Here is a 15656-nt window from a genome sequence, read left to right as displayed (position 1 = left end):
GCGTGTCTGCCATACCCAAAAAAAAATAATTGGAGGGATTTGGATATGAGTAACCCTACGTCTTTTTGGAAGAGCGGCCATAAGCCTTCTTTATTTAGTGCATTTATGTATTTCGATATCAGCTTTATGATTTGGGTGCTTATCGGTCCGCTTAGCGTTGTTATTATGGGAGATTACGAAATGACGGCGGTTCAAAAAGCGAACCTCGTCGCCCTGCCGGTGCTCGGGGGCTCGATTCTTCGCTTGGTGTTTGGTTTCCTTACTGATTATATAGGACCAAAGAGAACGGGACAGCTTGGTATGCTCCTCACCATGGTCCCTCTCATCTGGGGCTGGAAATTTGTCAGTTCCCTTGGTGATCTTCATATCGTTGCCCTTATGCTTGGCGTTGCAGGTGCATCCTTTGCAGCAGCACTGCCGCTTGCGAGCCGCTGGTATCCCCCGCAGTATCAAGGTCTTGCAATGGGTATTGCCGGAGCGGGCAACAGCGGGACGGTCTTCTCTACATTGTTCGCCAATCGTATTGCTCAGCATTACGGCAGCTGGGAAGTGGTCTTTGGTCTTGCGCTTATCCCGATCGCTATTGCCTTTATCGTCTTCACCATCTTCGCCAAAGACAGCCCTAATCAGCCTGCTCCAAAAAAGTTGTCCCATTACGCAAAAGTGTTAAAGCAGCGGGATACTTGGTTGTTCTGCATTATGTATAGCGTGACCTTTGGCGGCTTTGTTGGTCTTTCTAACTATTTGACGATTTTCTTCAACACCCAATACGGATTGTCAGCTGTCAAAGCTGCCGATTTCACTACTCTCTGCGTTATTGCAGGCAGCTTCTTCCGCCCGATAGGCGGCTATTTATCCGATAAAATTGGCGGTATTAAGGTACTTATGATCTTGTATACCGGAGCTGCCGTCATGCTTGCCTCCATTTCAAGCATGCCGCCGCTGTACCTCGTTATCGGCATGTTATTTATCGGCATGATGTGCCTTGGCGCGGGTAACGGTTCCGTATTCCAACTGGTGCCTCAGCGGTTTGGCGATGATATCGGTCTCGTGACCGGTATCGTTGGAGCAGCAGGCGGTATTGGCGGGTATGCACTTCCGCTGATTTTAGGCAACCTGTATCAATCAACTGGCTCCTACACACCAGGCTTCCTAATCTTATGCGGCATAGCTATCTTGAGCGTTGTCATGCTGTCTATTGCTCAGCTTGATTGGAAGAAGACATGGATCGGAGACGGCGGCAAAGCACGAAGCATGTAACGATAATGTCACTCCTCTTTCGATGAAAAATCTATTCATCAAGGTTATAATACGAAGATGAATGAATTATTGCAGAGGAGAGTTGCATCACATGCAGTTTATCGATAATAACAACATTACTGATCCAGCGATTAATTTGGCGCTTGAGGAATATATTTTGCGGTCACTTCCGGGCGATGAGTATTTGCTCTTCTACATTAATGAGCCTTCCATTATTATCGGCAAGAATCAGAATACCGTAGAAGAAATTAACGCGGACTATGTGAAGGAGAATGGCATCCATATCATAAGGAGGCTGTCTGGCGGCGGTGCGGTCTATCATGACCTCGGCAACCTGAGCTTCAGCTTCATTATGAAAGATGACGGCAAGTCATTCCATAACTTCAAGAAGTTCACCGAGCCTGTTGTGCGGGCATTACGAAGCCTTGGTGTTGACGCTGAGCTGTCAGGACGCAATGACCTTCAGGTCGGTGAGCGGAAAATATCCGGTAATGCCCAGTTTGCTACCAAAGGTAAAATGTTCAGCCACGGTACTCTCCTATTCGATTCGGAGATTGAGAATGTCGTCTCCGCACTGAAGGTCAATGCGGAGAAATACGTCTCCAAAGCAACCAAATCGATCCGCAGCCGCGTAGCGAATATTACAGAGTTTCTGAAAGAACCGATGACGATCCAGGAGCTGCGGCAATATTTGCTCGCCTCCATCTTCGAAGGAGAATCGGAGATCCCGGTTTACAAGCTGACCGAGCAGGACTGGGATAATGTCCGGAAGCTTGCCGACGAGCGCTACCGCAGCTGGGAATGGAATTATGGCCGTTCCCCAGCTTTCAATGTACGCCAGACGAAACGTATTGAGGGCGCAGGCACATACGACGTCCGTCTTCAAGTGGAAGAAGGGAAAATCGTGGATGCCGCCGTCTTCGGAGATTTCTTCGGCAGAGGCGAGACTAGCGAGGTAACTGAGAAGCTGATTGGCACACGTTATGATACCGAATCGCTTGGCAAGCTGCTGGATGAGATCGATGTGAATTTCTACTTTGGTCCAATAACGAAGGAACAGCTGTTGTCATTGATGTTGTAATGTAGATAAAAAACGAAGGGGCAATCCCAAATGTCACATATGACAATGGGATTGCCCCTCTTTTATTTCCCCAGCACAACCTGCAAGCCCGACCAGAATACCCGGACTGCAAAATAAACAAACAGAACCGCTGAGAGCAGAGAGATCACTCTCACGAACTTGGCGCCAAGTGCTTTGCCAGCCCTGCTGCTGATGAAGGCCATGCCAAGCGACCATAACAAACCTGCAGTGAAGAAGCCTGCTATAAATACCGCAATTGCATAACGGCTGCTTCCGTGCATCTCTGCTACAATCGGCCCCGCCGAGGCAACGAACCATAGCATAATGGTCGGCGAAGATAAAGCCGTTCCTAAGCCAAATAGGAAGTCAGACAGATTTCTCCTTCGCTTATGCCCAGTTTCCCCGCTGCCCTCTCTGACATTCCAATCGATCATTTTTGGATGAACAGACTCTCTCGCCATTTTATAAGCTAGCATAAGCAGTACCGCCGTCCCCGCAATCCATAGAACCCAACGGACAACCGTAATTTCCAGAACAAAACTAAAGCCAACCAGCGCAAGTGCAAGATAAGTTAAGTCCCCAAAACATGAACCAAAACCGATCATAAATGACGGCTTAAAGCCGCGTTCAACACCGGTTTTAATAATGGCGACATTCACCATGCCCAGATCAAAGCATAAAGATAAAGAAAATAAAAAGCCTTGTACAAAAGAAAGCCATAAAGCCATACTACCGTTCACTCATCCTACTTCTTAGATTTAACCCGGTACCAATACTCATATTGCGTCTCAAAACCAAACTTGTCATACAACCGATTCGCAGGCTTATTTTCCTGAACAACCAATAAATAAGCGTCAGATGCCCCATTCTGTTTACCCCAATGAAGGATCTGAAGCACTAACTGATAGCCAAACCCCTGATTACGGAACTGCTGTGAAGTTACAATATCGTAGAGCCCAATATACCCTTGTTCAACAACGCCAATCCCGCAGGCAGCAGGAGTACCATCCTCCGAATATACCGTGACGAAACATTTGATAGGAGGCATACTATTGAGCAATTTCACCGCTGTTTCTCTATGCGCATCAGAGAGCGGCATCATTTGCTCAAATTCTTCAAACCAACGCTTATTCATATGATCATCAATCTGACAGCGGTCACCCGCTGGTACAGGCAGCTCCAATAAGGAGGCCGTCTTTACATGCACAGGCTCCACAATCCGGTAGCCCTGTTCCTCTAATAAAGAGTCTAGATGACTTGGACTTGCGAACGGTGTTATTTTGAAAACAAAATCTAATCCAAGTACCGAATAAATCTGCTCGCAATAACGGATTTTCCCCTCGGCATCGCCATGACTTTCATACAGCGGCATAACGCAATTGGATCGTTTCGTATAACCATTCGCATACCGCAGCAGCCAGCCGTCATAGACAGATGTCTGAAGGGATGGCCAAGCGTTTAAGCTCAGCTCCTCTAACTTCCTATATATAGGATTGTCCAAATCTATTCCTCCCCCTTACCAAAAACTATATAAGATGAAACCGCTCGAGCTGTGCCAGCTGATTCTCCCGAAGCAAGATTTCACGCTGTTTAGGTCCAAGCAGATCAAAATGAGGAAATAAATCACGTCTATGTATATACTTCGGATTGAGACCATTGCTAAGACACCACTCTGCCAGCTTATCCAGATCAGAGCAGCCTACCTTCGTCACGGTCTTCATCCCCGGAAATCGCGGGTCAACCCAATAATGCGTCAGGAATGCAATCTCCCCGCGGGCGACCGCTTCCTTCCATGCCGTCATTTCAGCCCTGGAAATACCGAATGCCATGGCATAGCTCCTTTACTTACGTATAGATATGCTTAACTCTTCCGACCTGGCCATCTGTCAGACGCACCTTAATGCCGTGAGGGTGATTCGGTGAATTTGTAAGCAAGTCCTTAACGATCCCACGCGTCAGCTTACCTGTCCGCTGATCCTGCTTAAGAACGATATCGACCTCCAGCCCCGGCTTAACCGAAGCTCTCTGTGTACCATTTGTCACTGTTGATCATTCCTTCATTCGCATGTATGCTTAATAGTTTATGACGCACAGCATAGCATATGTAGCTGAAAGATGCACTTCCAAGACACAACTGTTATACTAAATGTTAAACGAGATCGATGAAATGAGGAACATTTACAAATGTCAAACGAATTTAGTGCAATGGGTATTATCCCGGAGATAACAGATATTCTGCAATCAGACGGTATTACAACCCCTACGCCTGTACAAAAGAAAGCAATCCCTGTCCTCCTGTCCGGACAAGATGTCATTGCCCAGGCTCAGACAGGAACAGGAAAAACGATAGCATTCGCTCTGCCAATCCTGCAGAAAATCGATATTAATAAAGATCAGGTACAAGCCCTTATTCTTACTCCAACACGTGAATTGGCAATCCAGATCACTAGCGAGCTGAAAAAGCTGGTACCTGCTGTAGGCGCCAAAGTTCTTGCCGCGTATGGCGGACAAGATGTTGACGCACAAATCCGCAAATTGAATAACGCACCACATATCGTTGTTGCAACGCCTGGTCGTCTGATTGACCATATGAGACGTGAAACGATCAACCTGGGCAAGCTGAAAATGCTCGTACTGGATGAAGCCGATCAAATGCTGCATATGGGCTTCCTTCCTGAAGTACAAAGCATTGTTGAACAGACGCCTCGTGCTCGTCAAACGATGCTCTTCTCTGCTACAATGCCGGATGCGATTAAACGTCTTGCAGAGAATTATATGAAGGTACCTGTTGATATTAAAATTCAAAGCGCAAATGTCACTTTAGACAATATCAAACAGCTTGTTGTAGAGACGACTGACCGCGGACGTCAAAAAGCACTAATTTCCATGATCGAATCACAACGCCCTTACCTGGCTGTTATTTTCTGCCGGACGAAGGTTCGCGCGAAAAAACTAAACAAGGATCTTCAAGATCATGGCTTTGAATCAGATGAACTTCATGGGGATCTTACACAAGCTAAACGTGAGCAAGTCATGAAACGTTTCCGCGATGCGAAACTTCAAATTCTTGTCGCAACGGACGTTGCAGCACGTGGGCTTGATGTGGAAGGCGTTACCCATGTCTTTAACTTTGATGTTCCAACGGATTCCGAAATTTACATTCACCGTATTGGCCGAACTGGCCGAGCTGGACAACGCGGAACTGCAATAACTATTGCATCGCCTTATGATCGTGGAGCGGTTGCCCATATCGAGCGGAGCATTAATGCTGTACTTGAGCGCCGCACTGTGGAAGCGGACGGCACTATTGTGAAGGTTACTACACCACGTCCTAGCAGCGAAGGTAAAAGCTATGACAGAGGTGGCAAGCCGGAACGCGGAGGACGCGGTCGCGGAGCTCGTGATTCAAAACCAGCGCAAGGCGGACGCAGCGGCAGAGGCGAACGTAATGAACGCGGTGGCAGCGCAGGCCGTTCACAAGCAGGCGGACGCGGCAAGCCGGAACGTGCTGCTGTAGCCAGCAACACAGAAAGCAATCCGTGGGAAGTTAGCAGCAATGATCGCGGCGGGAAAGGCGAACGTGAATCTGGCGGACGCGGCGGCAGAGATGCACGTGGCGCTAACCGTGGTGGCGGTACACGTACTCAAGGCGGTTCAGAACGCGGCAATTCGCGCGGGCCATCAACTGGCAGCAGCAGAGGCGAGCGGTCTCAAGATGGCGCAGCACGCGGCAATTCGCGCGGCGCATCTACTGGCGGCAGATGGGAAGGCCGGCCAAGCAGCAATAAAGATTCGCGTGGACCATCAAGCAGCGCACCACGCGGTGGACGAGATTCGCGTGGCGGCAGCAACAACGGTAACAGAGGCGGGACGCGTGGCGGTTCATCGCGTGGTCCAAGCTCTGGCGGTCGTAACAGATAAGAATAAAGGAGTTGCAGTACATTGAAGAACGTGCAGCTGCCGGAAGCTTATGTCCGGCAAATGCAGGCTCTTCTCGGAAGGGAAGAAGCCGAGCGGTTTCTTGACAGTTACAACGATGCCCGTGCTTTCGGGCTGCGGATTAATCCATTGAAATGTCGACAACTAATCGGGGACAATGCGGCTGCTGCTCTTAAGCAGCCGTTTCATTTGGAACCAGTACCTTGGTGCAAGACAGGCTATTATTATGAGGAATGTACAAGACCGGGTAAGCATCCTTACCATACGGCTGGCCTATATTATATTCAGGAGCCATCGGCTATGTCTGCCGCAGAGCTGCTGGACGCCCAGCCAGGCGAGACAATACTAGACTTCGCTGCAGCACCGGGCGGTAAGACGACTCAAATTGCTGGCAGTATGAACGGCGAAGGATTACTTATTGCAAACGAAATCCATCCTGCAAGAGCTAAGATTCTTAGCGAAAATGTAGAACGGCTGGGCATTCGCAACGCAGTTGTTACAAATGCTGCACCACAAGAGTTGTCCAAACGCTTCCCTGCCTTCTTCGACCGAATTATGTTGGACTCTCCCTGTTCTGGAGAAGGTATGTTCCGTAAGGATGAAGTCGCTATTACGGAATGGTCGGAAGCGCATGTCACCTATTGCGCCGAGCGCTCTGCGGATATATTAGAGCATGCAGCCATCATGCTGAAGCCAGGCGGCGTGCTTGTCTATTCTACTTGTACGTTTAACCGTTCTGAGAATGAAGATACGATTGAACAATTCATTGTGTCTCATCCCGCCTTCCACGTCGAACAGCTCGAGCGGCTGTGGCCGCATCAGGTTCGTGGAGAAGGTCATTTTGTAGCCCGGCTCCGCAAAGCTGCGGATGAGGATCTGCTGAAAGTCGGCCACATCGACGAAACTGAACTCCGCAGCAACAAAGACAAACGGCGTGAGCGCGATAAGCGTTTAGCAAGGCAAGCAAAGCCGCTCACAGCTGAGCTTGCCTTGTGGAGCAGCTTTGCCGAGCAGGCATTACCGGGATTCACTTTAGGTGCAGGGGAGCCTATTCGCTTCGGTGATGCCCTCTACTGGCTGCCGCATCAATCCAATGGCAGCTTTGGCGCTGCTGATCTTGACGGCCTCAAGGTCGCACGGCCTGGTCTGCACCTCGGCGACATCCGTAAGAACCGGCTGGAGCCCGCGCATGCGCTTGCTCTCGCCGTACAGTCGGATGAGGCAGCCTGGGTACAGAACTATCCGCCTGATTCACCTGAGATTGCCGCTTACCTGCGCGGGGAGACCCTTCCCGCCATTAGAAATGTAAACGGCTGGGGCCTTGTTGCCGTTGATGGTTTGCCGCTTGGCTGGGCTAAAGCAAGCAGCGGTCAGTTGAAGAATCACCTGCCTAAAGGGCTTCGCCGCTTCAGCTAATAGAGCGGCGATTGGCAGGGATCCTCCTCCCTGCCGCGCAGATTAAGCTTTCCTCATTAGGTGATTACCCAATTATGAATGTACCGTGATAAGCGTCCATTCGAATCAGGGCAAATCACATACAATACTGTATACCGAACGGAAGGGCGATTGTACTCGAGTGACAGAGGCCCTCCAGCGGAATACAACTACAAGGAGGAATTAGCATGTCTGGCGTATATGGAGGCGGCGTCAATACGGTAGGTTTCATCCTTGTCCTTTTCATTCTTCTGGTAATCATCGTTAGAGGACTTCATCATTGGTAATAATACCAAACCTACCACATGAAGAAGGGGCAGCCCAAATGGTCTTATGACCAGGGGGCTGCCCCTTCTTTCGTTATGTTTAGCTCCAAGCGAACTCACGCAAGGCATGCGCAACGCCATCTTCGGCATTTGAACGCGCTACAGCGTCTGCTGCTTCTTTTACCCCGTCAGGTGAATTGCCCATCGCAATTCCGCATCCGGCGTACTCTAACATGGAGATATCGTTAAAATAATTACCGATCGCCAGAATCCGGCTCCGGTCAATCCCTTGACTAAGAGCAAACTGCTGCAGGGCTCTGCCTTTGCTTGCCTCCGGATGATGGACGTCGATAAAGAAGTCTCCGCTGCGAATGGTCAAAAGAGATGGCGGCCATTGCTCCCAATCTTTCTGCACGCGATCCATCTCTTCCTTGTCACCAAATATCGTAAACTTCACAAGCCCATCAGGCAGCTGTGTCCCACGCTCCAGAATGGATGGTGCAGCATGGAACTTGCTGTACATATTCTCAAGCTCAGGTGTCATCGATTCCACCATCATACTGAAGGCTGTATTTAAGTCGAAGTGAACATGGTTCGTCCGGCAATAGGCCAGAAACGGCTCAAGCTGCTGCGGTGCAATCTCATATTGATGAATGATTGTTCTTGTGTCCGAGTTAATTGTCGCTCCGCCGTTATGCGTAATTATGACTCCATTAAGTCCCAGCTCCTCCAGAACCGGAAATACACTTACAGGAGCACGGCCGGTGCATAACACAATACCCGCTCCGCGTTCAGCCGCTTCCCGCACAGCCTCACGCGTCTTGCTTGTCAATTGGTGGTCATCCGTTAATAACGTACCATCCACATCAAGTGCGATCAAATCATACTGCAGTGTCATTTCCCCACTCCTATCTCTATATTTACTCCGATGCCCGGTGAGCTCGTAAAAGCGCTAGCTCCTCATCCATTAATTCACGGTATGTTCCTTCCTCAAGATCCGTATCTAGTTCAAGTGGTCCCATCGATACTCTCTTCAAGTATACGACTTTTTTGCCTACTGACTCGAACATCCGCTTCACTTGATGGAACTTACCTTCCATTATCGTAAGGGATATAACCGAAGTAACGCCACCCTCATCATGGTCTTTTTTCAAAATCTTCAAATCTGACGGCATCGTCACATATCCATCATCCAGTATCACGCCTGTCTTAAACTGCTCCTGATCTTTCTCGCCGACATCCCCTTGCACTACAGCTTCATAAGTCTTCGGGACATGCTTGCGCGGGGACAAGAGCTCATGAGCCAGCTGCCCGTCATTTGTCAGCAGCAGCAGACCAACCGTATCCTTATCCAGTCTTCCAACAGGAAAGGGCTCCATGATTTGATCTTCAGGCTCAAGTAAATCGATAACCGTCTGCTCCCGCTTATCCTCTGTTGCCGAAATAACACCGGGAGGCTTATTCATCATCAAATAGATGACTTCCCGGTACATCACCCGTTCTCCGTCATAGGCAACTTCGTCCAGCTCCGGATCAACCAGGAGCCCGCTATCCTTCACGACTTTGCCTGAAACCGTTACTATTCCCTGCTTCACCAGCTTCTTGATCTCGCTGCGCGTCCCATAACCTGTATGAGATAATAGTTTGTCCAAACGCATCTTTTTCGCCATCTTACATCCACCTCCAGCCAGCTGGCAGCTCATTCTTCAGCATACCGTCTGCAGAATATTTGCCCCATCCGATCGGGTAACCATCCGTGCATACTAAGGCATATCCTTTCAAAGGTTGAGGCATCTTGCCCTCCCTTTGTGCAATCGCTAACTGATCCGCTTCTACAAACAGGGTCTCGCCCTTCAAATAACGTATAACGTTAGGATCATCCGACTGCATATTAATCGAACGCACTGCTTCAGATTGGCGTAGTCCCAGGGCAAGAGCTTGTGACGGCTCGAACTTATTACGCCCCGCGTCCCCAACGTACCAGCCAGCACGGACGACACGCAGCCCGTCCAAAGAAGGCAAGGAAGCTGGCTGAAGATAAACTCTTGAGCCAAAGCATTGAACGGTTCCCGTTGCTTCGAAAGCATCTGACAACTCCCGCTCCACAAAATCAAGCCACATCGCTGACGGATCTATCGTCTCTGTTTGACCACGGCCTGTATTACGTCCATTATTACGCTCAGGTGCTTTGTTCAGCTTACCAACATCCTTCGCCCCTTGAGCACCACGTTTCTCGGCTGCGCGCAAAGTAGCTCCCGCATTGCCCTTTGGATGCTTCGTACGCGTCTCCTTCTGATTTTCGATATCAGGAGAAATAGCAGCTGCCTCGTCAGACTCCTTGCGTCTCAGCACTGCCGCATAATGCCCTTCCCCTTCAATATGATGGGGCCAGAGTCTAACCGTACCCGAAAGAGAGGCTAAGCGCGCAGGTGCGAGTTCGCGCCCTGCTTCGCCCGCCCAATCAGGCTGTCCATTCTTCCAGCCGTAAAGATGTTCCACTTGTACGACTTCAAAGTCTGGCATCTCGGCAAGCAGCTCGGCGATTTGTGATTCATTCTCCTCAGGAGAGAACGTACAAGTCGAATAGACAAGTATGCCGCCAGGGGCAAGCATAGCAGCCGCATCACGTAAAATATGCCGCTGCATAGCAGAGCAGCGTTCAATAGAATGCTTCTCCCACTCTGCGATCATTGACTCGTCCTTGCGGAACATGCCTTCACCTGAGCATGGGGCATCTACGAGAATACGGTCGAACCATTGCCCGAATACTGGAGCAAGTGCTGAGGGCTCCTCATTGAGAATGACCGCGTTGCGAACACCGGCAAGCTCGATATTTTTCGCTAATGCCTTCGTCCGTTCTTTTGCATTGTCATTGCTGACTAGAACACCGCTGCCTTGCAGCTTTGCCGCGATTTGAGTGGACTTGCCGCCAGGCGCCGCGCACAGATCCAGCACCTTCTGCCCTGGTTGAACATCCAGCAATTCCACAGGAGCCATCGCACTTGGCTCTTGAATATAGTAAAGACCGGCATGATAATGCGGATGCTTGCCTGGTCTTGCACCTTCTTCATAATAGTAGCCATCTTCTACCCACGGTATTGGACGGATAGCATCTCCCATCGGAGATATCGCTTTCCATGCTTCACCGTTAAGCTTTAACCGATTTACGCGAATCCCGTATAAGCGCGGGTCATCATAAGAAGAGATAAAACGATCATATTCTTCTCCAAGCAGTGATTTCATCTTTGTTGTAAAAGCAATCGGCAAATAGCCGGACATCTGGTCATCCCCTTGCAAGCAGCTTAAACGCTCTTTGAAATATAACTTCGAGTATACTCCAATGCTCCTTGAATTCAAAGATGAATTCATGATTTAGCTATCCGCAGCCCTTTATTCATCATTTGTGATGAATATGTGAAATTAATCACAACCCCTTGTCAAATTCAAATATCTCGCATATGATAAGAGCAACAAAAGGATTGTGAATTAAATCACATAACAAGTTGCAGCCTATATCATCCCTTTTTATCGGAAGCCGCCGCCGCCACCCTACTCTTCATCCACTAATAAGGTCGGCTTCCTTTTTTGCAATGATGTTTGTGAATTATTTCACAGGAAATTGAGGAGGAATTTTCTATGAAGATCGCTGTTATTGGTTGCACACATGCAGGTACCGCCGCTGTTACTCAAATGGCTAAGCTTTATCCCGAAGCACAAATTACGGTATACGAACGCAATGACAATGTATCGTTCCTCTCGTGCGGCATTGCTCTCCATGTCGGCGGCGTCGTACAAGATGTGAATAAGCTGTTCTACGCATCGCCCGAGCAGTTAACCGCAATGGGAGTTAAGATGAACTTGCGCCATGATGTCCTGGAAGTCCATACAGAAGCCAAGACTATTCTGGGACGTAATCTCGAAACGAATGAGGAACAACTTGACGAGTACGATAAGCTTGTCGTGACGACTGGATCGTGGCCGATTATTCCGAAGCTTAAAGGTATGGAGCTGGACAATATCCTACTGTGCAAAAACTACAACCACGCGCAGACCATCATAGAAAAAGCGAAGCACGCCAAACGAATCACCGTTATTGGTGCTGGCTATATCGGCATCGAGCTTGTTGAAGCGTTCGAGCAGCTTGGCAAGCAGGTCACACTAATTGATAATATGGACCGAATCCTGTTCAAATATCTTGATCGTGAATTTACAGATGCCATTGAGGTGGAACTGCAGCAGCGTGGTATTGAACTCAAGCTTGCCCAAACCGTGACTGGCTTCCTCGGCGAAGAAGGTCAAGTTGCCAAAGTCGTAACAACAGCTGGGGAATATGAGACGGATCTGGTCGTCTTATGCATCGGTTTCCGGCCTAATACGGATCTATTACGAGGCCAAGTCGATATGCTGCCTAATGGAGCTATAATCGTGGATGAGTATATGCGTACCAGCCATCCAGATGTATTCGCAGCCGGTGACAGCTGTGCCGTCTATTACAATCCGACACATAAACATGCTTACATTCCTCTGGCAACAAACGCCGTACGAATGGGAACGTTAGTCGCCCGCAACCTGATGGAGCCAACTGTCCGCTATATGGGTACACAAGGTACTTCGGGTATTAAAATATATGACAGCAACATCGCATCGACAGGATTAACTGAGCTTGCTGCACTTGATGCAGGCATGAATGTGAAAACTGTCACAATCGAAGACAACGACCGCCCTGAGTTTATGCCAACCTACGAGAAAGTGCAGCTCAAAGTAGTCTATGAAGCGAATACGGGCCGAATTGTCGGAGCTCAAGTCATGTCGAAGGATGATTTAACTCAAGCCATTAATACGATGTCGGTCTGCATCCAGAACAGCATGACGATGAATGAACTTACCTTCGTCGACTTCTTCTTCCAGCCGCATTACAACAAACCGTGGAACCTGCTCAATCAAGCCGGATTACAGGCGATGTAAGTAAGTCAGGTTAACAAAAAAACTTGCGAGAGCTGCCTTTTACGAAGCTTTCGCAAGTTTTTTTTGTATGGCTTATTCCTCTACAAATTGAATGCCATCCGGAGAAAGAACAGAGATTCTGGCAAGCGAATCAACTCGGTATCCCGCTTCCTTCAACCGATCCGCACCATTCTGGAACGACTTCTCAATGACAATTCCGATCCCGGCAACACTAGCTCCAGCTGTCTCAATAATTCTAGCCATGCCAAAAGCCGCTTCACCATACGCGAGAAAGTCATCAATGATCAACACGCGTTCCCCTGACGACAAAAATTTACGTGAAATGGCTACCTCGCTCTTCACCTGCTTCGTGAAGGAATAGACCTCTTCAACATACAGATCATCACGAAGTGTCAGCGACTTCTGCTTCCGCGCGAATACAAGCGGTACCTGAAGGGCAAGAGCTGTCATGACAGCCGGCGCGATGCCGGACGATTCCAGCGTCAACACTTTCGTTATCCCTTCGCCTTCATATGCAGCAGCAAAACATTGGCCGATCTCCCACATTAATTGAGCATCCACCTGATGATTCAGGAAGGAATCGACCTTCAGTACTGTATCACTGAGTACGATCCCTTCCTCACGAATTTTATCCTGTAAAGCTTTCATAACCGCACAAACCCTCCTGCTCAAATCTTATATATTGAGACTACTCGGAAATCAGGAAGTTCGCAAGTAGGCAGCAGGCATGATGACAGCAAATCCAAATAAGAAAGGAGATTACCCAGATGGACAACCTCCTTCTCTATTATAATCCAAGCATGAATTGAAGCGTCCGGTCAGATACTTCCGGAATATGTTCATGACCGTAATCCGGATAAATATCAACGGACTTAGGTGAAGTAATGTTATTGTACGCAGCAAATTGTGTCGATGGCGGGCAAATCGTATCGGCCAGACCAACCGTCATGAGCACATCGCCTTTAATGCGGCCGGTTAGATGCTGAAGATCGATATAACCAAGCTTTTCGAATACCTCATCTTCACGCTCATGTCGTGGATCAAAGTGACGGAAGTAGGTTTTCAGCTCCGCATAGGCATCCTTCGCCAAATCCATTTCCCACACTCGCTTATAATCGCTAAGGAATGGATATACAGGAGCCAGACGCCGAATACGAGGTTCAAGCGAAGCGCAGGCCAGCGTCAATGCACCACCTTGCGAGCCGCCCATAGCCCCCACTCGGTCCGGATCAACCTCCGGCATATTCATAGCAATACCAGCAAGCTGTGCTGTATCGAGGAAAATATGACGCATAAGCAGATTATCCTGATGACCATCCAAACCGCGAATAATATGCCCGTTAAGCGTTGTCCCTTTTACCCCGCCTGTATCCTCTGAACCTCCGCCTTGTCCACGGCAATCCATTGCAAACACCGAATATCCAAGAGCGGCATAGTTCAGCTTATCGGACCAGTCACCAGCATGCCAGGAATAACCGTGAAACTGTACAATGGCTGGATGAGGCTCTGCTGCATGTTTTGGCCGAACGTATTTGACATGAATTCTAGCGCCTCGTACACCTGTGAAATACAGATCGAAGCAGTCGGCAAAAGGTACTTGGAAGCTGCTAGGGATAAGTTCAATTTGCGGGTCAACAGCACGCATCTCTTCGAGGGCGCGCTCCCAATAAGCATCAACATCTTCCGGACGAGGGTTACGTCCTTTATAGCTGTACAGCTGTTCTAAAGGCATATCAACAAGCGGCATTTTATTCTTCCCTCCATCTTCGTATGGCAAATCTTCTCAACCAATTCCATATTCGCATGATCATTGTTCATTGACAAGCCCCAATTGGAGCTATCTATCAGCCCTAAAAACCAAAAAGCCCCGCATCCTGCTAGAAAGCAGGACACGGGACTTCGTTATGTCTGATTATTCTTTTTGGCCCGTAAGATGGCCCCTTCTATATCAACCGAGAGCTGCTTGAGTCCATATAAATCTTCCTGCTCAAACAATTCGTTAAATTTCATCTGGAATTGAGCCGCTTCTCTCACCCGGTGATAATAATACAAATCCTGAATCGAGCTCAGCACCTTCGACACCACATTGGAGCGCTCCTCGAAGTCACGCTGCGCATCCAGAATTTCATGACGAATGCTCGACATCTCAGTATCCAGCAGGAATGCGGCTTCTGATGCTGTCTTTAGCCGTTCACGCACATCCTCTGGCAGACTTTCCTTGTACTTATAATTCAGCGAATGCTCGATGGTAGCCCAGAAGTTCATGGCTAGCGTCCGAATCTGAATTTCAGCGAGTACGAATTTCTGTCCGAGTGCCGTTTGTACCGGATATTCCACAATCATATGGTAGCTTCGGTAGCCGCTGTCCTTGTAATTCGTTATATAGTCCTTCTCGTAAACGAGGGTTAAATCCTTACGCGTCCGGATGAAACCTGCAACACGGTGTATATCGTCTACGAATTGGCACATAATGCGAATGCCCGCAATATCCTCGATCCCCTTTTCCAATTGATCCGCAGGAACGTTCAGCCGCCTCGCCTTTTCCAGTATACTGGATACTTTCTTCACTCTACCGGTAACAAACTCGATCGGGGCATACGCTTCCCGCATCTTAAGCTCGACCCGCATTGTCTTTAATTTCACTTTCAATTCTTCTACTGCTTGCTCATAAGGCTGCAAAAAAAGATTCCAATCTCTGCCATCCATCCGGC

At 48.8% G+C, this 15656-nt stretch carries 16 protein-coding genes; 6 read left to right on the top strand and 10 right to left on the bottom strand.

Going from position 1 to position 15656, the window contains the following annotated elements; translation table 11 throughout:
- Positions 1-45: 45 nt before the first annotated feature.
- A complete protein-coding gene (locus tag AC0YNT_RS04495) occupies positions 46-1260 on the top strand; it encodes a nitrate/nitrite transporter (RefSeq protein WP_475803537.1) in 1215 nt (404 codons plus the stop codon).
- Between the two features lie 91 nt (positions 1261-1351).
- Positions 1352-2341 (top strand): lipoate--protein ligase, encoded by a 990-nt coding sequence (locus AC0YNT_RS04490; RefSeq protein WP_475803536.1) that lies wholly within the window; start codon positions 1352-1354, stop codon positions 2339-2341.
- Between the two features lie 62 nt (positions 2342-2403).
- On the opposite strand, the gene AC0YNT_RS04485 is transcribed toward AC0YNT_RS04490, so the two are convergent.
- Genes AC0YNT_RS04485 through AC0YNT_RS04470 form a run of 4 tightly spaced genes read right to left on the bottom strand, consistent with a single transcriptional unit; the run spans position 2404 to position 4384 of the window.
- Positions 2404-3081 carry a LysE family translocator gene (locus tag AC0YNT_RS04485; protein WP_475803535.1) on the bottom strand — a complete coding sequence of 226 codons (678 nt, stop codon included), beginning with the start codon at positions 3079-3081 and terminating at the stop codon, positions 2404-2406.
- A gap of 5 nt (positions 3082-3086) precedes the next feature.
- A complete protein-coding gene (locus AC0YNT_RS04480) occupies positions 3087-3842 on the bottom strand; it encodes a GNAT family N-acetyltransferase (protein WP_475803534.1) in 756 nt (251 codons plus the stop codon).
- Positions 3843-3867: 25 nt separating this feature from the next.
- Positions 3868-4170, bottom strand: coding sequence for a hypothetical protein (locus tag AC0YNT_RS04475; RefSeq protein WP_441889932.1), 303 nt, complete (start codon positions 4168-4170; stop codon positions 3868-3870).
- Between the two features lie 16 nt (positions 4171-4186).
- Positions 4187-4384 carry a YwbE family protein gene (locus AC0YNT_RS04470; protein WP_167272225.1) on the bottom strand — a complete coding sequence of 66 codons (198 nt, stop codon included), beginning with the start codon at positions 4382-4384 and terminating at the stop codon, positions 4187-4189.
- 141 nt (positions 4385-4525) lie between these two features.
- On the opposite strand from AC0YNT_RS04470, the gene AC0YNT_RS04465 reads away from it, so the two are divergent.
- The 3 genes from AC0YNT_RS04465 (at position 4526) to AC0YNT_RS04455 (ending at position 8001) form a co-directional block, all read left to right on the top strand.
- On the top strand, positions 4526-6262 hold the full coding sequence (locus AC0YNT_RS04465) for a DEAD/DEAH box helicase (protein WP_475803533.1): 1737 nt from the start codon (positions 4526-4528) through the stop codon (positions 6260-6262).
- A gap of 21 nt (positions 6263-6283) precedes the next feature.
- Positions 6284-7696 (top strand): RsmB/NOP family class I SAM-dependent RNA methyltransferase, encoded by a 1413-nt coding sequence (locus tag AC0YNT_RS04460; protein WP_475803532.1) that lies wholly within the window; start codon positions 6284-6286, stop codon positions 7694-7696.
- Positions 7697-7902: 206 nt separating this feature from the next.
- Complete coding sequence (locus AC0YNT_RS04455; RefSeq protein ID WP_167272209.1) at positions 7903-8001, top strand: dihydroorotate dehydrogenase; 99 nt, start codon at positions 7903-7905, stop codon at positions 7999-8001.
- Between the two features lie 79 nt (positions 8002-8080).
- Here the strand turns inward: AC0YNT_RS04455 and AC0YNT_RS04450 are convergent, their stop codons facing one another.
- From AC0YNT_RS04450 to AC0YNT_RS04440, 3 genes are read right to left on the bottom strand one after another with little or no spacing between them, the layout of a single operon-like run.
- The gene (locus AC0YNT_RS04450) at positions 8081-8878 is read right to left on the bottom strand and encodes a Cof-type HAD-IIB family hydrolase (RefSeq protein WP_475803531.1); all 798 of its coding nucleotides are present in this window, start codon (positions 8876-8878) and stop codon (positions 8081-8083) included.
- Positions 8879-8900: 22 nt separating this feature from the next.
- Complete coding sequence (locus tag AC0YNT_RS04445) at positions 8901-9650, bottom strand: pseudouridine synthase (RefSeq protein WP_475803530.1); 750 nt, start codon at positions 9648-9650, stop codon at positions 8901-8903.
- A 1-nt stretch (position 9651) separates the two neighbouring features.
- Positions 9652-11259 carry an RsmB/NOP family class I SAM-dependent RNA methyltransferase gene (locus tag AC0YNT_RS04440; RefSeq protein WP_475803529.1) on the bottom strand — a complete coding sequence of 536 codons (1608 nt, stop codon included), beginning with the start codon at positions 11257-11259 and terminating at the stop codon, positions 9652-9654.
- A gap of 357 nt (positions 11260-11616) precedes the next feature.
- On the opposite strand from AC0YNT_RS04440, the gene AC0YNT_RS04435 reads away from it, so the two are divergent.
- Positions 11617-12945, top strand: a complete 1329-nt coding sequence (locus AC0YNT_RS04435; protein WP_475803528.1) for an FAD-dependent oxidoreductase — start codon at positions 11617-11619, stop codon at positions 12943-12945.
- A 72-nt stretch (positions 12946-13017) separates the two neighbouring features.
- Here the strand turns inward: AC0YNT_RS04435 and AC0YNT_RS04430 are convergent, their stop codons facing one another.
- The 3 genes from AC0YNT_RS04430 to yjbM all read right to left on the bottom strand — a co-directional run bounded on the left by AC0YNT_RS04430 (position 13018) and on the right by yjbM (position 15651).
- Entirely contained in the window at positions 13018-13593 is a 576-nt protein-coding gene (locus AC0YNT_RS04430) for a xanthine phosphoribosyltransferase (protein ID WP_167272187.1), read from the bottom strand.
- Between the two features lie 139 nt (positions 13594-13732).
- Positions 13733-14692 (bottom strand): acetylxylan esterase, encoded by a 960-nt coding sequence (locus AC0YNT_RS04425; RefSeq protein ID WP_475803527.1) that lies wholly within the window; start codon positions 14690-14692, stop codon positions 13733-13735.
- A 155-nt stretch (positions 14693-14847) separates the two neighbouring features.
- Complete coding sequence (yjbM, locus tag AC0YNT_RS04420; RefSeq protein ID WP_475803526.1) at positions 14848-15651, bottom strand: GTP diphosphokinase; 804 nt, start codon at positions 15649-15651, stop codon at positions 14848-14850.
- Positions 15652-15656: the final 5 nt, after the last annotated feature.

Source organism: Paenibacillus sp. J22R56 (assembly GCF_056269375.1).
The sequence above is the reverse complement of the archived record's forward strand: the minus strand, read 5'-3'. Positions and strand labels throughout refer to the sequence as shown.